Raw genomic sequence first — 13,399 nt, 5'->3', positions numbered from 1 at the left:
TTCTTCTAAATCCTTTGTTCTGGGTTTTTTTGTTATTCACTATGTTTTGGTCCGGGTTACTCCCCCGCCCCGGGCCGCCCCCCCCCCCGGCCCCCCCCGCCGCCCTGGTGTTGCCGGCGGTGTCAGCTCTCGATGCTGTCAGCTCTCGGCGGTGTCAGCTCTCGGCGGAGCGGCGGCGGCGCGAGACCGCGACCAGCGCCGCACCCGCGGCAACGGCCGCGGCAGCGCCGCCGGCCTCCCAGCCGAGACCGTCCGTACCCGTGGCGGCCAGCTGGCCCGGGCGGGCGGAGGTGGCCGTGGCGGCGGTCCCGGCGGTGGTGGCGCCCGTGGCCGTACCGGTGGTGCCGGTGGTGCCTGCGGTGCCGGTGGTGCCGGTGGTCGTGGTCACCGCAGCGGGCTGGACACCCTGGCCCTGGCCGGACTCCGGCTGCGCGGCCGGCTTCGCGTCCGGGGTGCGGTCCTGGGCCGGCTTGCGGGCGGCGTCGGCCTCGTCCTGCGCGCGGGCCGTGAACTGGCCCTCCTTCAGGAACTTGACGACGTCCGCGTAGGTGCCGCTCAGCGCCTTGCCGGCCGCCGCCTTCACGGCCGGCCCGCCCTCGGCCATGATCTGCGAGAGCTTGACCCGGTCGTCGTCCTGACGGGCCTCGGCGTACCCGGTCTCCAGGAAGCGCCGCACGTCGGCGGCCGTGCCGTCGAGCGCCTTGCTGCCGGCCTCGCGCACACCGCGGCCGCAGTCCTTGTCGGCCATGAGGCGCAGCACCGCGACGCGGTCGTCCTCGGCCCGGGCCGTGGCCCAGCCCTTGGTGAGGAACGTGACGATGTCGGCGTCGGTGCCGTTCATCGCGTGGATCGCCGCCTCCTTGACCCCGCGGCCGGTGGCCGCCGACAGGATCTGGGCGACCTTCACCCGGTTGTCGTCCGCGCGCTGCCTGGGGAGTTCGACCTCCAGGAAGTGGCGCACGGCGGCGGCGTCGCCCTTGAGGGCCTTCTCGCCGGCCTCGCGCACGCCGCGGCCGCACTCCTTGTCGGCGAGGATGGCCTGCACCTTGGCCCGGTCCTCGTCCTCGGCGCGGGCCGTGAACTGGCCCTCCTTGAGGAACTTCAGGATGGCGCCGTAGTCGTTGCCCCGGAGCGCGAGATCGGCGGCCTTCCGCACCGCGGGCCCGGCGCCGTCGGCGATCCGAACGACCTTCACCAGGTTGTCCTTGTGACGCTGCTCCTCCAGCTCGACCTCCAGGAAGTGGCGCAGCTCGGCCGCGCCGCCCTTGAGGGCCTTCCCCGCCGCGTCGCGCACGCCCCAGCCGGACTCCTTGTCGGCGAGGATGCGCTGGACCTCGGCGCGGTCGCGCTTCTCCTGGTCGCCCGCGTCCTGGTGCCCGGCGTCGTCCGGCTTGTCGGAGGCGGTGTCGGGTCCGGAGACGCCGGCCGGCTGCGGGCTGTCGGCGGCCGAGGCCGAGGACGGGAAGAGAACGGCGGGGGCCAGCACGGCAGCCGCGATCACGGCGGAGACCTTGGGCAGCTTCATCCAGCGAAACCTGATTCGTGCGGAGAGTTTGTGAACGGCCACAGCTTAGATCAACTCAAAGGTTTTCAATACCAAGTTTTTATCTGACTCGACGCCGTCCGGGAACGCCTCGCCCCCGGCGCCGGGGTGCGGCGGCCGGGGGCGCGGGTGTGCGGGGGTGCGGGGTGCGTCAGCTCTCGGTGGAGCGGCGGCGGCGCGAGACGGCGACGAGCGCAGCACCTGCGGCGACGGCCGCGGCGGCGCCGCCGGCCTCCCAGCCGAAGCCGTCCGCACCGGTGGCAGCGAGCTGGCCGGGGCGGGCGGAGGCGGCCCCGGTGGTGGCACCGGCGGCGCTCGCGGCGGTGCCGGTGGCCGCGGTCACGGCGGCGGGCTGGACGCCCTGGCCCTGGCCGGACTCCGGCTGCGCGGCCGGCTTCTGGTCCGGGGTCCGGTCCTGGGCGGGCTTGCCGGCGGCGTCGGCCTCGTCCTGGGCGCGGGCCTTGGCCCAGCCCTCCTTGAGGAAGTTCGCGATGTCGTCGTTGCTGCCGTCGAGCGCCTGGAGCGCGGCCTTCTTCACGGCCGGCCCGCCGGTCTCGACGATCTGCGAGACCTTGATCCGGTTGTCGCTCGCGCGCAGCTGCGGCAGCTCGACCTCAAGGAAGCGCCGCACGTCGGCGGCCGTGCCGTTGAGCGCCTTCTGCGCTCCCTCCTGCACGTGCCGGCCGTTGCTCTTGTCAGCGATGATGCGCAGCGTCTCGACGCGGTCGTCCTCCGCGCGGGCCGTGAACTGGCCCTCCTTGAGGAACTTGACGACGTCCTCGTCGGTGCCGTTGCGGAGCACGGCCTTGGCGGCGTCCTTGACGGCCCGGCCGGTGGCGACGGAGAGGATCTGGTAGACCTTCACCCGGTTGTCCGCCACCCGAGCCCCGGGGAGCTCGACATCCAGGAAGTGCCGCACGGCGGCGGCGTCGCCCTTGAGGGCCTTCTCGCCGGCCTCGCGCACGCCGGCGCCGGTCTCCTTGTCGTCGAGGATGGCCTGCACCTTGGCCCGGTCCTCGTCCTCGGCGCGGGCTGTGAACTGGCCCTCCTTGAGGAACTTGACGACGTCCTCGGGGGTGCCGTTGCGGAGCACGGCCTTGGCGGCCTCCTTCAGCACGGGCCCGGCATTGTTGATGAGCTGGGCGACCCTCACGCGGTTGTCGGTGGCGCGCTGGTCGGCGAGCTCGACCTCCAGGAAGTGGCGCAGCTCGGCGGCGCCGCCCTTGAGGGCCTTCTCGGCCGCGTCGCGCACGCCCCAGCCGGATTCCTTGTCCGCGAGGATGCGCTGGACCTCGGCGCGGTCGTGCTTCTCCTGCTCGGTCATGTCGGGCTTGTCGGAGGCGGTGTCGGGTCCGGAGACGCCGGCCGGCTGCGGGCTGTCTGCGGCCGCGGCCGAGGACGGGAAGAGGACGGCGGGGGCCAGCACCGCGGCCGCGATCACGGCGGACACCTTGGGCAGCTTCATCCAGCGAAACCTGATTCGTGCGAAGAGTTTGTGAACGACGACAGCATAGATCGGTTTTTGCTATTGCCATACCAATCATTTACCCGACCGTCCCGTCCCACGGCGCCCCCTACGCTGACGCCATGAACAAGAGCGAGCTGCTGGTCGACGTCCGGGACCACGACGTCGACTCACTGATGGACTTCCGCACGGCCCTCGTCGCCGTCAACCACGAAGCCCTGCACCACTGGCAGGGCCGCAGCCTGGACGCCCTCTGGGACATCATCGAGAACCGCGGGTTCTCCGACCTCCTCGACTCCCACGACGTCCTGGTCGTACGCGCCCGGCGCAGCGCCTTCCTGTCGGAGGAGCATCCGGTGGGCCGGGTGCTGCTGGAGGTCTTCGCCGATGCGACGCACGCGCGGCTGGAGCTGTCCTGACGCACCGCCCGCGGGGGGAGGAGGAGGGACGGGTGTGGCGCCGCGGTCCCCCCACGGACCGCGGCGCCGGTTTTCCCCCGTTGCTCCCCCGTCTCCCCCGTCTCCCCCGTTGCTCCCCCGTTGTTCCCCCGTGGCTCTCCGCCCCCGCTATCCGGTCAGGCGCCGGCCGGGTACCACTTGGTGCCGTTGCCGCCGGTGTTGGCGAGGGTGTCGACGATGATGCTCCCGGGGTAGCGCGGGTGCTGCGCGAGGAAGCCGCTGAAGGAGTCCAGGGACGTCGCGTCGCAGACGCCGTCGGTCTTGATGCAGAAGCGCTGGACCGGCATGCCGCCGGGGAAGTTCTCCGGGCCGGTGCCCGGGGAGTACGCCACGAACGGGACCAGGGTGCCCTGCGGGACGAGGTGCCAGAAGCCGGTGCCGGGCTGCATCGGGTCGGCGTAGAGCATGCCGTCGACCTGCTCGCGGGGCACGGCGGTGCCGTTGTTGGCGATGGTCTGGAGCAGCAGGTCGCCGACCCAGGCGCCCTGCGAGTAGCCGGCGATGGTGAAGCGGGCGGTGGGGTCGGCCTTGTAGGCCTTCTCCAGGGCCGCCTTGGCGTTCCAGTAGCCCGCGTTGACGCTGTCGCCGAAGCTCGGCTCGAACGGGGCCGGCAGCTGGTTCTGGCCGCCGATGAACGGGCCGCCGCTGGCCGGGTAGCAGACCGGGATCGCGGTGCTGCCGGCCGGCAGGTGCTGGTTGGCGAGGTCGAAGGTGTAGGTGCAACGGGGTGCCGCCAGGGCCGTCCCGGTGCCGCCGAGCTCGATGTAGTAGTGGTGCGGCTGCGCGGTGTCGGCGTGCGCGGCGGTGGGCACGACGGCGGCGCCGGTGAGTGCGAGCGCCGTCGTCGCGAGGACGGCCTTGAGGCGGCGGGCGAGGCTGGCACGCATGGTCATGTGGGGTCAGCTCCCTCTGGTCGGGTGGGGCGCCGCGTCGGGTGCGGCGACCTGTGGCCATCGTGTTGTCCGGGCGCCGCGGGGAACCAGGACGGGCACCGGCCATATCTGGCCGGTGCCCGGAATGCCTGGTCAGGGGCTGTTTTTTGACGCCGTCATAGCGGGTGCGGACATCGGGGGAGCCGGTCGGCCCCGACCGCTCGGGACCTCATGACCACGCCAGCCCCGCGCGCGCCCGCCAGTACTCCCCCGCCGGCCCCGCCAGCGGCGCGAGGGCCGCGAGGGCCGCAGCCCGCCCACACCCCCAACCCCTCAGTTCCTCACGACCACACCAGCCCCGCACGCGCCCGCCAGTACTCCCCCGCCGGCCCCGCCAGCGGCGCGAGGGCCGCGAGGTCGTCCGGGGTGAGGGGGTGGACGACGGCGGTGAGGTTGGAGGCGAGCTGGGCGGGGGTGGCGGCGCCGGACAGGACGAGGCCGGCCCAGGGCTGGGCGGCGGCCGCGGCCAGGGCGAGGGCGTCGCAGGTGGCGCCGGTGCGGGTGGCGAGGGCGCGCAGGGCGGCGGTGTCGGGGCCGGTGGCGTTGCGGTCGGCGAGGCGGCCGTTGGCCATCGCCTCCTTGACGACCACGAGCCAGCCGGCGTCGTGGGCCTCGGCCAGGGCGGGGGCGGCGGAGGTCTCCAGCAGGTTCCAGGTGGACTGGACGGCGGCGAACAGCGGCTGCCCGTCGACCGTCACGGCGAGGGCCGCGCGGATCGCGTCGGCCTGGTCCGGGCCGCTGGTGGACAGGCCCACCCGCACGCCGTCGGCGGCGAGTTCGGCCAGGCGCCCGTGCAGGGCGGGGTCGGTGAGGGCGGGGCTGTCGGGAGTGACGGAGTGGACGAGGTAGACGTCCGGGTGGCGCCCGAGCAGGGCCCTGGTCTCCTTGACCTGACGGTCGAACACCGCCGTCGAGTGCTCCTTGACCTCGTGCGCGGCCACCCCGGAGGTGCGCCAGCCCGCCGTGTAGGTGTAGCCCCACTTGCTGCCCACCACCGTGTCGGCCGCCTCCCGGGGGTGCTCGGCCAGCCACTGCGCGACGAACTCCTCGGCGCGCCCGTAGGAGCGGGCCGTGTCGACGTACCGCACCCCGGCGGCGTACGCGGCGTCCAGCAGCTCGTGGGTGCGCCGGCGCAGCGCCTCGACGCTGCGCCCGGCGGGCAGGTCGGCGTCGCGCCCGAGGTTGATGTACCCCGGGCGGCCGACGGCGGCGGTGCCCAGGCCGAACCTGGTGATCGGCGCACCGGCGGGCGGGGTGGGCACGGCGGCACTCATGGCGGTACTCCTCGAAGATCGTCCGGTCGTCGTCACGGACCCTATCCGGCCGGGGCGCCTTCGGCCGGGGCCCCGCCTGCCCCGCCTGCCCTGTCTGGCCCGCCCGGCCCGCTTGGCCCGCCTGCCCCCTCCGCCGGGGCGTTGAGGGCGGTGAGCATCGCCGGGGTGAAGCCGAAGGCGTAGGTGGCGGCGCAGGCGGCGAGCGCGGCGGTGAGCCAGCCGCCGGTATAGACGAGGACGGCGGGGCCGATGCCGTGGCTGCCGTCGAGCAGGGGCAGCAGGACGAGGCCGGAGGGGCCGATCGCGGTGGAGCCGGTGGTGAGGCCGAGCTGGGCGAACGTGCCGACGACGGCGCCGCCGACCGCGGCCCCGATCCCGGCGGTGACGAAGGGCCGCACCAGCGGCAGCGTGACGCCGTAGATGACGGGCTCGGCGACCCCCAGGACGCACGTGGGCAGCGCGGACCTGATGACCCGGCGCAGCGAGGGGTTGTGGCGGGCGCGCAGGTAGACGGCGACGGCGGCGCCGGCCTGGCCGCCGCCGGCCATGGCGAGGATGGGGTAGAGCGCGCTGTAGCCCTGGTGCTCGATGAGGGTGGTGTGGATGGGGATGAGGGCCTGGTGGAGGCCGAACATGACGAGGGTGCCGAAGGTGCCGCCGAGGAGGACCCCGGCGCCGGCGCCGGCGTGGGCGAGGAGCCAGGTGGCGCCGTTGCCGATGCCGTCGGCGAGGAGGCCGGCGAGCGGCATCAGGAGGAGCAGGGCGGTCAGGCCGGACAGGGCGAGGGCGGTGGTGGGCACGAGCAGCATCTGCAGGGCGTCGGGGACCCACCGGCGGGCCCACCGTTCGAGCGCGGCGCACAGGGCGGCGGCGGCGAGGGCCCCGAGGACGCCGCCCTGGCCGGGCTTGAGGTGGCCGAAGGGGGTGTGGGTGATGGCGGCGACGCCCGGGTAGACGACGATGCCGGCGACCGCGCCGCCGAGGACGGGGGTGCCGCCGAACTCCTTGGCGGTGTTGTAGCCGACGAAGACGGCGATCAGGGACATGAAGCCCTGGGAGAGCGCGGTGGTGACGGGGACGATGCCGGTCAGGGCGGCGGTGTGGGTGGACAGGGCGAGGGAGTTGAGGGTGGCGCCGAGGCCGGCGATGACGCCGCAGGCGATGAGGGCGGGGATGAGGGGGACGAAGATGTCGGCGATGCGGCGCAGGAGCAGTTTGCCGGGGGTGGCGTTGCGGCGTGTGCGGTCGTCCTTGAGGGCTGCTCCCCTGGCGGCGAGGGCGTCGGCGTCCGCCGCCGGGGCGGCGGTGCCCGCTGCCGGGACGTCGGCGTCCGCCGCCGGGGCGGCGGTGCCCGCAGCCGCGGTGGCGGCGGCCACGAGCTGCTCGAACGCCTGCGCGACGCGGTCGACGGCCGCCGGTCCCAGGACGATCTGGTAGGTGCCGTCCACGACGACCCCGAGTACCGCCGGGTGGTCCTTGATCCGCTGGGTGCGCGCGAGGCCCGGGTCGGCCAGGCCCAGGCGCAGGCGGCTGATGCAGTGGGCGGTGGAGGTGACGTTGGTGGCCCCGCCGACGAGGGCGAGGAGGTCGCGGGCGGTGCCGGTGTGCGTGTCCGTCATGAAGATCTGATTGCCCGCGCGCGGCCTGGGCATACCGATCATCGTCCGTACGCACCCGGCCGCCCGGTTCCCTGCGAAAGGCCCCCGCATGCTCGACTTCGACGCCTCCGGATTCCTGCGCGACGGCGCGCCGCACCGCATCGTCTCCGGCGCCCTGCACTACTTCCGCGTCCACCCCGACCAGTGGGAGGACCGGCTGCGCCGGCTGCGGGCGCTGGGCGTCAACACCGTCGACACCTACGTCCCCTGGAACTTCCACGAACTCCCCACCGGCGAGGTGGACTTCACCGGCTGGCGGGACGTCGCCCGGTTCGCCCGCGCCGGGCAGGCCCTGGGCCTGGACGTGATCCTGCGCCCCGGCCCGTACATCTGCGCCGAATGGGACTTCGGCGGCCTGCCCGCCCGCCTGCTCGCCGTCGACGGCCTGCGGCTGCGCTGCTCGGAGCCCGCCTACCTCGCGGAGGTGGACGGCTGGTTCGACGCCGTCGTGCCCGAGATCCTGCCGCTGCTGGCGAGCCGGGGCGGGCCGGTGGTCGCGGTGCAGGTGGAGAACGAGTACGGCAGCTACGGGCGCGACTGCGCCTACCTGCGCCACCTGCGCGACGGCCTGGTGCGCCGCGGCGTGGACTGCCTGCTGTTCACCGCCGACGGCGCCCACGACACCATGCAGCAGGGCGGCACCATCCCCGGCCACCTCGCCACCGCGACCTTCGGCTCCCGCGCGCCCGAACGCCTCGCCGCGCTGCGCCGCCACCAGGCGTCCGCCCTGCCCGGGCCGCTGACGGCGATGGAGTTCTGGATCGGCTGGTTCGACCGCCTCGGCGAGCCGCACCACGTGCGCGACCCCAAGGAGAGCGCCGCCTCCCTCGACGAACTCCTCGCCACCGGTGCCTCCGTCAACCTCTACATGGCCCACGGCGGCACCAACTTCGGCCTGTGGGCGGGCGCCAACCACAGCGGCGCCCACCCCTGCGACGCCGGGTTCGAGCCCACCTCCACCAGCTACGACTACGACGCGCCGATCGGCGAGGCGGGCGAGCTCACCGAGAAGTTCCACGCGCTGCGGGAGGTCATCGGCCGCTACGTGCCCCTGCCGGAGGGCGAACTGCCCGCCCCGCCACCGCGCCTGGCCCCGCGCCGCCTGGAACGGGCCACGGGCCGGGCCCGGCTCCTCGCGGCCCTGGACTCGCTGTCGGCGCCGGTACGGCGGGCCTGCCCCGAACCGATGGAACGCCTCGGCCAGGCCCGCGGCCTCGTCCACTACCGCACCCGCGTGCCCGGACCGCGCCCCGAACTGCCGCTGCGCATCGACGGACTCGCCGACCGCGCCCACGTCTTCGCCGACGGGCGCCCGCTCGGCGTCCTGGACCGCAACAGCCCCCGGGCGACGCTGCCCCTGGCCACCGGGCCCGGCGGCGCCGTCCTCGACATCCTGGTCGAGGCCCTGGGGCGGGTGAACTACGGCCCCAACATGGACGACCGCAAGGGCATCACGCGGGGCGTCGCGCACGACGGCCAGCTGCTCTTCGAGTGGGAGATCCGGCCACTGCCGCTGGACGACCTCGCCGCCCTCCGGCTGGAGGAGCCGGGGGCGGTGGCGCTCACCGACGGCGACCCCGCGTTCCACCGCTTCGAGACCGACGTCGACGCCCCCGCCGACGCCTTCGTCGCCCTGCCCGGCTGGGGCCGCGGCCTGCTGTGGCTCAACGGCTTCCTGCTGGGCCGCCACACCGCCGAGGGCCCCCAGCGCACCCTCTACGCCCCGGCCCCCCTGTGGCGCCCGGGCCGCAACGAACTCCTCGTCCTCGAACTCGACCGCCACGGCGAAGCCCTCGAAGTCCGCGACCACCCCGACCTCGGCCCCACCGCCCAGGCCCCGAGCAGCGAGTACTGACCGCAGCCGCGCGGGAGGTCGGCGGGGCCGGCTTCCCGCGCGGCTGGAGGGGCGCTCAGGAGCACTCCCAGAAGAAGCGGCCTTCGCGGTGGTCGGGGCTGACGAAGCCGAAGCCGTAGCCGTAGCCGAAGTTGAGGAAGTACGGATCGTCCTCGCCCTCGCCGGCATCGCTGATCTTGAAGAGGAACTGCCAGGGGGAGTCGACGCGCGCGTAGAGGTTGGGGTAGCAGGCGGTGCCGCCGACGTAGTCGTGCAGGTCCTCGCCGCCGGGCATCTCGACATCGGGCCCCTCGCCCCGCAGGCTCCGCTCGAACGCCGCCTGGTCGTCGATCGAGCGATCGATCGCGGGGGCGACCGGCTGCAGGTCGACGTGCCACTCGACCGGGATCTCGGATTCGTCCGGGCCCCAGCGCCAGAGCGTCCGGCCCCGCGTGCCCGGCGGCCCGATGACGGCGAAGGACGGGATGCGGCCGCCGGGCTGCACCAGCAGGACGGCGTCGCCGGCCTCCGGGTCGATCCCTCCCATCCCTGATCTTGCAGGGTATCCCCGGCTTCAGCCGGGGAGGGAATGCATCCTTGGCCCGGAGCCGCGAAGCGGCGGAGAACGCTGCGTTGTCAGTGGGGTGCACTAGCTTGACCACATCGACCGAAAGGGGGGTGGGCTGGATGATCCGTGCGTACAAGTTCCTCATGCGGCCCACCGTGGGCCAGGCGCAGGCACTGTCGGAGATGCTTCGGGATCACTGCTCGCTCTACAACGGGGCGTTGCAGGAACGCCGCGACGCCTACCGGCACGTCTCGAAGACCGGCATCACGTACGGGATGCAGTCGGCGCAGCTCAAGGAGATCCGGGCGTTCGACCCGGAGCGCCAGGGCCGCTGGTCGTTCTCCTCGCAGCAGGCGACGCTCCGTCGCCTGGACAAGGCGTTCGCCGGGTTCTTCCGCCGGGTCAAGTCCGGCGAGACGCCCGGCTACCCGCGCTTTCGGGGGGTGAACTGGTTCGACACGGTGGACTTCCCGAAGGACGGGGACGGCTGCCGCTGGGATTCCACGCCGCACGACCGGGTGACCCGTGTCCGGTTCCAGGGCGTCGGGCACGTCAAGGTCAACCGGCACCGCCCGGTGGCCGGCAGGGTCAAGACCGTGTCCGTCAAGCGCGAGGGCCGCAAGTGGTTCGTCGTGCTGACCGCCGAACAGGGCGAGCCCCAGCCGCTGCCCGCAACCGGCTCCGTGGTCGGCATCGACATGGGCATAGCCAACTTCCTCGCCGACTCGGGCGGCGGGTTCGTGCCCAACCCGCGCCACGGGCGGAAGGCCGCCGCGAAGCTCGAAGCCGCACAGCGGACTCTGTCCCGGTTCCCGCGCTGCAAGGCCAAGGACCGCACGGCGAATCACCGGCGGGCGGTCGAGAAGGTTTCCGGGCTGCACGGCAAGGTGCGCCGTCAACGCCTCGACCACGCGCACAAGACCGCTCTTGACCTCGTGCGTCGGCATGACTTCATCGCGCACGAAGACCTCAGGATCCGCAGCATGGTCAAGGCTCCCGCGCCGAAGCCCGACCCCGGCCGGCCGGGTGTGTTCCTGCCGAACGGTGCGGCGGCCAAGGCCGGGCTGAACAAGTCGATCAACGATGCCGGTTGGGGGGTGTTCCTCACGATCCTCACCGGCAAGGCTGAAAGCGCCGGCCGGGAAGTGATCGCCGTGGACCCCCGCAACACCTCCCGCACCTGCCCCGAATGCGGGCACGTTGCGGCGCAGAACCGGCCCAACCAGGAGACTTTCCACTGCGTTGGCTGCGGCCACACGGCGCACGCCGACACGGTGGGAGCCACCAACGTTCTACGGGCAGGGCTTGTCCGTCGCAACCTCCGCCAGGGCTAGCGAGAAGCCCCCGGCTTCAGCCGGGGGAGGAGTCACGATGACGCCTTCCTCGTCGAGGAAGAGGTAGGCCAGGCGGAGTTCGTCCCCGGGGATCGGGAACTGCCCGATGAACACCAGGGGCCGCCCGCTGGACGGGTCCACCGGCCAGGCGGGCTCGGCCAGCCACACGGGCTGCCCGCCGAGCTTGGCCACCGGCTCGCGGATCGGCTGCTCGGCGGCTCTGAGGGTCATCTGCCGGCGCGGCAGGAAGGCGGCGTCGTACGGCCCCTCCGCCTGCCCAGTGGGACGCGTGATCATGAACGGGACCCTAGGCCATGCCACCGACTCCTACCGTCCTGCGGGTCCGGCGGTCCCGGCGGGCCCGGCTTGTGCGGCGGCTGCCGCCTCCAGCAGCGACCAGCCGTCGAGCTCCGCCGCCCGCTCACCGGGGTGCCACCCCCGGGCCGCGGCCTCGTCGAGCAGGGCCCGGACGGCGCCCGGTTCGTGCAGGTTCAGCGAGCCGCCCCGCACGAACCCCACGTCCCCGGACCCCAGCGGGGCCCCGCCCACGTACCGGCCCGGGCCTTCCGTGAAGACGATCCGCAGCGGGCCGCCGGTGCCGGCCGGCTGGGGATGCAGGGTGACGGTCGCACAGCAGTCCGCCCGCCGGCCGTCGCCGGGCGCGCGGTGACTGTGGCGCAGGGTCCACAGGTACGCACGCCCGTCGGCGACCAGGCGGCGGGGATTCCTCGGATGACGGGGCACGCAGCCGAGCGTACGCGCCCCCGGCGGGACCAAGCTCCGATGCAGGGTGGAGCGAGCGTCACCTGGCCGGGACGGCCGGGGTGCAGAGTCATCCCGGCCATGGCGGGGTCGACGTCCGCTACGACGAACTGACCCTGCTGCTGGCGTCGCACCGTCAGGTGCCGGCGGGCGCACGGCGGCTCGTGGGTGAGCTGCGGTTCGTTGCCGGTGCCCGCTACCGGGTCGACGGGCCCGACTACTGGTTCCGGTGGCGCCCCGCCATTGGTCGTCAGGCGCCGCCCCCGGCGTAGGAAGTCGGGCATGCCGACTTCCTACGCGATGCTCAGTCCCACCAGAACATCCACTCGTGCGAGCCCACGAGCAGGTCGGCGTAGGCGGTGAGGCTGCCGGTGCCCTGGAAGACCTGGTCGGGGCAGAGTGCCACGTGTTCGGCGGCCACCCGCAGGGCCGCCTCCCGTGTCGTGGGCGGGTTGGGGACGCTCAGTTCCAGGGTGTCGAAGCCCGCGCGGACGACGCGTATGCCGAAGCGGTGTTCCCAGTCGGCGAGGACGGCCGCGATCCGGCCGGTGCCGGCGTGGTTGGCCGGGCCCGTCCAGCCGCAGGCGGCCAGGGCCGCCGCACCGCCGGGGGCCGCGACCAGGCCGATCCGCAGGTTCGGCGCGCTCTCCAGGACCGAGGCGCGGATGCGGGCGCACTCGTCGGCGTCGGTGGCCGGGACCGGGGTCGAGGGCGCCGCACCGGGCCAGGTACGGCCGAACGGGGCCAGGACCGCGCCGAGTTCCTCTTCCTCGTCCTCTCCCTCTTCCTCTTCCGGGCCCAGGCCGTCCCACCAGGTGGGCAGGAGCTCGTGCGGGTCGTGCCGGGCGGGGTCGGTCACGGCGGGCGGGCTCAGTTCGCCCGACAGCCAGGGGCGGAAGTCCGCCGAGCGGTCGAGCGGGGCGAGCAGCAGCGGCCACAGTCCGGTGCGCGGGTGGGCGCGGTGCAGCGTCTCCCACAGCCCGGGCGCCGGCGCGGCGTCGCCGACCCACATCGCGGGCACCTCGTCGGCGCCGACGACGCGGCCCGGCGGCAGATCGGGGCAGTCGGCGAGGAGACGGCGCAGGTCGACGTGGTTCATGCGGCTCACCCTAGGCGCGGGCACCGACAACGGGGCGAGCCGGCCGACCCGCGCCCGTGCCCCGGGGCTGCGGGGCCGTCCGTCAGCGGATGACGCAGATCTCCGGCATCGGCAGGCGCCACTCCCCCGGCATGTCGGCGAGGACCCGGCGGGCCAGGTCCTGGGCTTCGCCCCAGCCGGGATCGGTCTCCAGGGCGTCCATGCTCCACCGGTCCGTGTTCCCCGCACCGCTCATCCCGGCGAAGACCGCGTCGATCGCCCGCAGGTCGGGAAGTACCGCAGGGCTGACGCCGTCGTCCTCGGTCAGGCCCCCGACCATGCGGAAGGCGTGGTCAAAGTCCAGGGCGATCTCGTCCGTCACGACACCGTGCCCGTCGATCCAGGCACACTGCGCCGAGGGGTCGGCCGCCACCACGGTCAGCGACTCGACGAGCAGTCGCCTGCCAAACGCAGCACCGGGGTTCCTCATCAG

General features: G+C 73.8%; 14 protein-coding genes. 4 read left to right on the top strand and 10 right to left on the bottom strand.

Annotated elements, in window-relative coordinates; all coding sequences use genetic code 11:
- Positions 1–154: 154 nt before the first annotated feature.
- Together ACFVSN_RS36585 and ACFVSN_RS36580 are read right to left on the bottom strand one after the other, a co-directional pair.
- Positions 155–1,525: an ALF repeat-containing protein gene (locus tag ACFVSN_RS36585; protein ID WP_387957715.1), complete on the bottom strand. Its 1,371-nt coding sequence runs from the start codon at positions 1,523–1,525 to the stop codon at positions 155–157.
- 169 nt (positions 1,526–1,694) lie between these two features.
- On the bottom strand, positions 1,695–3,008 hold the full coding sequence (locus ACFVSN_RS36580; RefSeq protein ID WP_387957713.1) for an ALF repeat-containing protein: 1,314 nt from the start codon (positions 3,006–3,008) through the stop codon (positions 1,695–1,697).
- Between the two features lie 122 nt (positions 3,009–3,130).
- Between ACFVSN_RS36580 and ACFVSN_RS36575 the strand changes: the two genes are divergently transcribed.
- Positions 3,131–3,427, top strand: a complete 297-nt coding sequence (locus tag ACFVSN_RS36575; protein WP_387957711.1) for a hypothetical protein — start codon at positions 3,131–3,133, stop codon at positions 3,425–3,427.
- Positions 3,428–3,582: 155 nt separating this feature from the next.
- Here the strand turns inward: ACFVSN_RS36575 and ACFVSN_RS36570 are convergent, their stop codons facing one another.
- The 3 genes from ACFVSN_RS36570 to ACFVSN_RS36560 form a co-directional block, all read right to left on the bottom strand.
- Positions 3,583–4,359: a PE-PPE domain-containing protein gene (locus tag ACFVSN_RS36570; RefSeq protein WP_387957709.1), complete on the bottom strand. Its 777-nt coding sequence runs from the start codon at positions 4,357–4,359 to the stop codon at positions 3,583–3,585.
- 320 nt (positions 4,360–4,679) lie between these two features.
- Positions 4,680–5,672, bottom strand: coding sequence for an aldo/keto reductase (locus tag ACFVSN_RS36565; RefSeq protein WP_387957706.1), 993 nt, complete (start codon positions 5,670–5,672; stop codon positions 4,680–4,682).
- A gap of 41 nt (positions 5,673–5,713) precedes the next feature.
- The gene (locus ACFVSN_RS36560) at positions 5,714–7,324 is read right to left on the bottom strand and encodes a PTS transporter subunit EIIC (RefSeq protein WP_387957704.1); all 1,611 of its coding nucleotides are present in this window, start codon (positions 7,322–7,324) and stop codon (positions 5,714–5,716) included.
- A gap of 55 nt (positions 7,325–7,379) precedes the next feature.
- Here ACFVSN_RS36560 and ACFVSN_RS36555 point away from each other — a divergent pair, with 55 nt between their 5' ends.
- Positions 7,380–9,185, top strand: a complete 1,806-nt coding sequence (locus tag ACFVSN_RS36555; protein WP_387957702.1) for a beta-galactosidase family protein — start codon at positions 7,380–7,382, stop codon at positions 9,183–9,185.
- 55 nt (positions 9,186–9,240) lie between these two features.
- Here the strand turns inward: ACFVSN_RS36555 and ACFVSN_RS36550 are convergent, their stop codons facing one another.
- Positions 9,241–9,711, bottom strand: coding sequence for a hypothetical protein (locus tag ACFVSN_RS36550; RefSeq protein WP_387957700.1), 471 nt, complete (start codon positions 9,709–9,711; stop codon positions 9,241–9,243).
- Positions 9,712–9,851: 140 nt separating this feature from the next.
- Between ACFVSN_RS36550 and ACFVSN_RS36545 the strand changes: the two genes are divergently transcribed.
- Positions 9,852–11,066, top strand: a complete 1,215-nt coding sequence (locus tag ACFVSN_RS36545) for an RNA-guided endonuclease InsQ/TnpB family protein (RefSeq protein ID WP_387957811.1) — start codon at positions 9,852–9,854, stop codon at positions 11,064–11,066.
- Here the strand turns inward: ACFVSN_RS36545 and ACFVSN_RS36540 are convergent.
- Entirely contained in the window at positions 11,025–11,363 is a 339-nt protein-coding gene (locus ACFVSN_RS36540; RefSeq protein ID WP_387957698.1) for a hypothetical protein, read from the bottom strand. The two genes, ACFVSN_RS36545 and ACFVSN_RS36540, sit on opposite strands and share 42 nt — an antisense overlap.
- A gap of 30 nt (positions 11,364–11,393) precedes the next feature.
- Entirely contained in the window at positions 11,394–11,810 is a 417-nt protein-coding gene (locus tag ACFVSN_RS36535; protein WP_387957696.1) for a hypothetical protein, read from the bottom strand.
- An 80-nt stretch (positions 11,811–11,890) separates the two neighbouring features.
- On the opposite strand from ACFVSN_RS36535, the gene ACFVSN_RS36530 reads away from it, so the two are divergent.
- Positions 11,891–12,100 carry a hypothetical protein gene (locus ACFVSN_RS36530; protein WP_387957694.1) on the top strand — a complete coding sequence of 70 codons (210 nt, stop codon included), beginning with the start codon at positions 11,891–11,893 and terminating at the stop codon, positions 12,098–12,100.
- Positions 12,101–12,132: 32 nt separating this feature from the next.
- Here the strand turns inward: ACFVSN_RS36530 and ACFVSN_RS36525 are convergent, their stop codons facing one another.
- Together ACFVSN_RS36525 and ACFVSN_RS36520 are read right to left on the bottom strand one after the other, a co-directional pair.
- Positions 12,133–12,927 carry a DUF4253 domain-containing protein gene (locus ACFVSN_RS36525; RefSeq protein WP_387957692.1) on the bottom strand — a complete coding sequence of 265 codons (795 nt, stop codon included), beginning with the start codon at positions 12,925–12,927 and terminating at the stop codon, positions 12,133–12,135.
- 82 nt (positions 12,928–13,009) lie between these two features.
- On the bottom strand, positions 13,010–13,396 hold the full coding sequence (locus ACFVSN_RS36520) for a hypothetical protein (RefSeq protein WP_387957690.1): 387 nt from the start codon (positions 13,394–13,396) through the stop codon (positions 13,010–13,012).
- Positions 13,397–13,399: the final 3 nt, after the last annotated feature.

Source organism: Kitasatospora sp. NPDC057904 (assembly GCF_042887925.1).
In the GTDB taxonomy this organism is placed as follows: Bacteria; Actinomycetota; Actinomycetes; order Streptomycetales; family Streptomycetaceae; genus Kitasatospora.
This window is presented reverse-complemented; position numbering and strand designations above follow the sequence as displayed.

What these genes read in the sequence shown, in the direction of transcription:
- ACFVSN_RS36585 (WP_387957715.1), bottom strand. Translation starts at nt 1,525, where the DNA reads ATGAAGCTGCCCAAGGTCTCCGCCGTGATCGCGGCTGCCGTGCTGGCC.
- ACFVSN_RS36580 (WP_387957713.1), bottom strand. Translation starts at nt 3,008, where the DNA reads ATGAAGCTGCCCAAGGTGTCCGCCGTGATCGCGGCCGCGGTGCTGGCC.
- ACFVSN_RS36575 (WP_387957711.1), top strand. Translation starts at nt 3,131, where the DNA reads ATGAACAAGAGCGAGCTGCTGGTCGACGTCCGGGACCACGACGTCGAC.
- ACFVSN_RS36570 (WP_387957709.1), bottom strand. Translation starts at nt 4,359, where the DNA reads ATGACCATGCGTGCCAGCCTCGCCCGCCGCCTCAAGGCCGTCCTCGCG.
- ACFVSN_RS36565 (WP_387957706.1), bottom strand. Translation starts at nt 5,672, where the DNA reads ATGAGTGCCGCCGTGCCCACCCCGCCCGCCGGTGCGCCGATCACCAGG.
- ACFVSN_RS36560 (WP_387957704.1), bottom strand. Translation starts at nt 7,324, where the DNA reads ATGCCCAGGCCGCGCGCGGGCAATCAGATCTTCATGACGGACACGCAC.
- ACFVSN_RS36555 (WP_387957702.1), top strand. Translation starts at nt 7,380, where the DNA reads ATGCTCGACTTCGACGCCTCCGGATTCCTGCGCGACGGCGCGCCGCAC.
- ACFVSN_RS36550 (WP_387957700.1), bottom strand. Translation starts at nt 9,711, where the DNA reads ATGGGAGGGATCGACCCGGAGGCCGGCGACGCCGTCCTGCTGGTGCAG.
- ACFVSN_RS36545 (WP_387957811.1), top strand. Translation starts at nt 9,852, where the DNA reads ATGATCCGTGCGTACAAGTTCCTCATGCGGCCCACCGTGGGCCAGGCG.
- ACFVSN_RS36540 (WP_387957698.1), bottom strand. Translation starts at nt 11,363, where the DNA reads ATGATCACGCGTCCCACTGGGCAGGCGGAGGGGCCGTACGACGCCGCC.
- ACFVSN_RS36525 (WP_387957692.1), bottom strand. Translation starts at nt 12,927, where the DNA reads ATGAACCACGTCGACCTGCGCCGTCTCCTCGCCGACTGCCCCGATCTG.
- ACFVSN_RS36520 (WP_387957690.1), bottom strand. Translation starts at nt 13,396, where the DNA reads ATGAGGAACCCCGGTGCTGCGTTTGGCAGGCGACTGCTCGTCGAGTCG.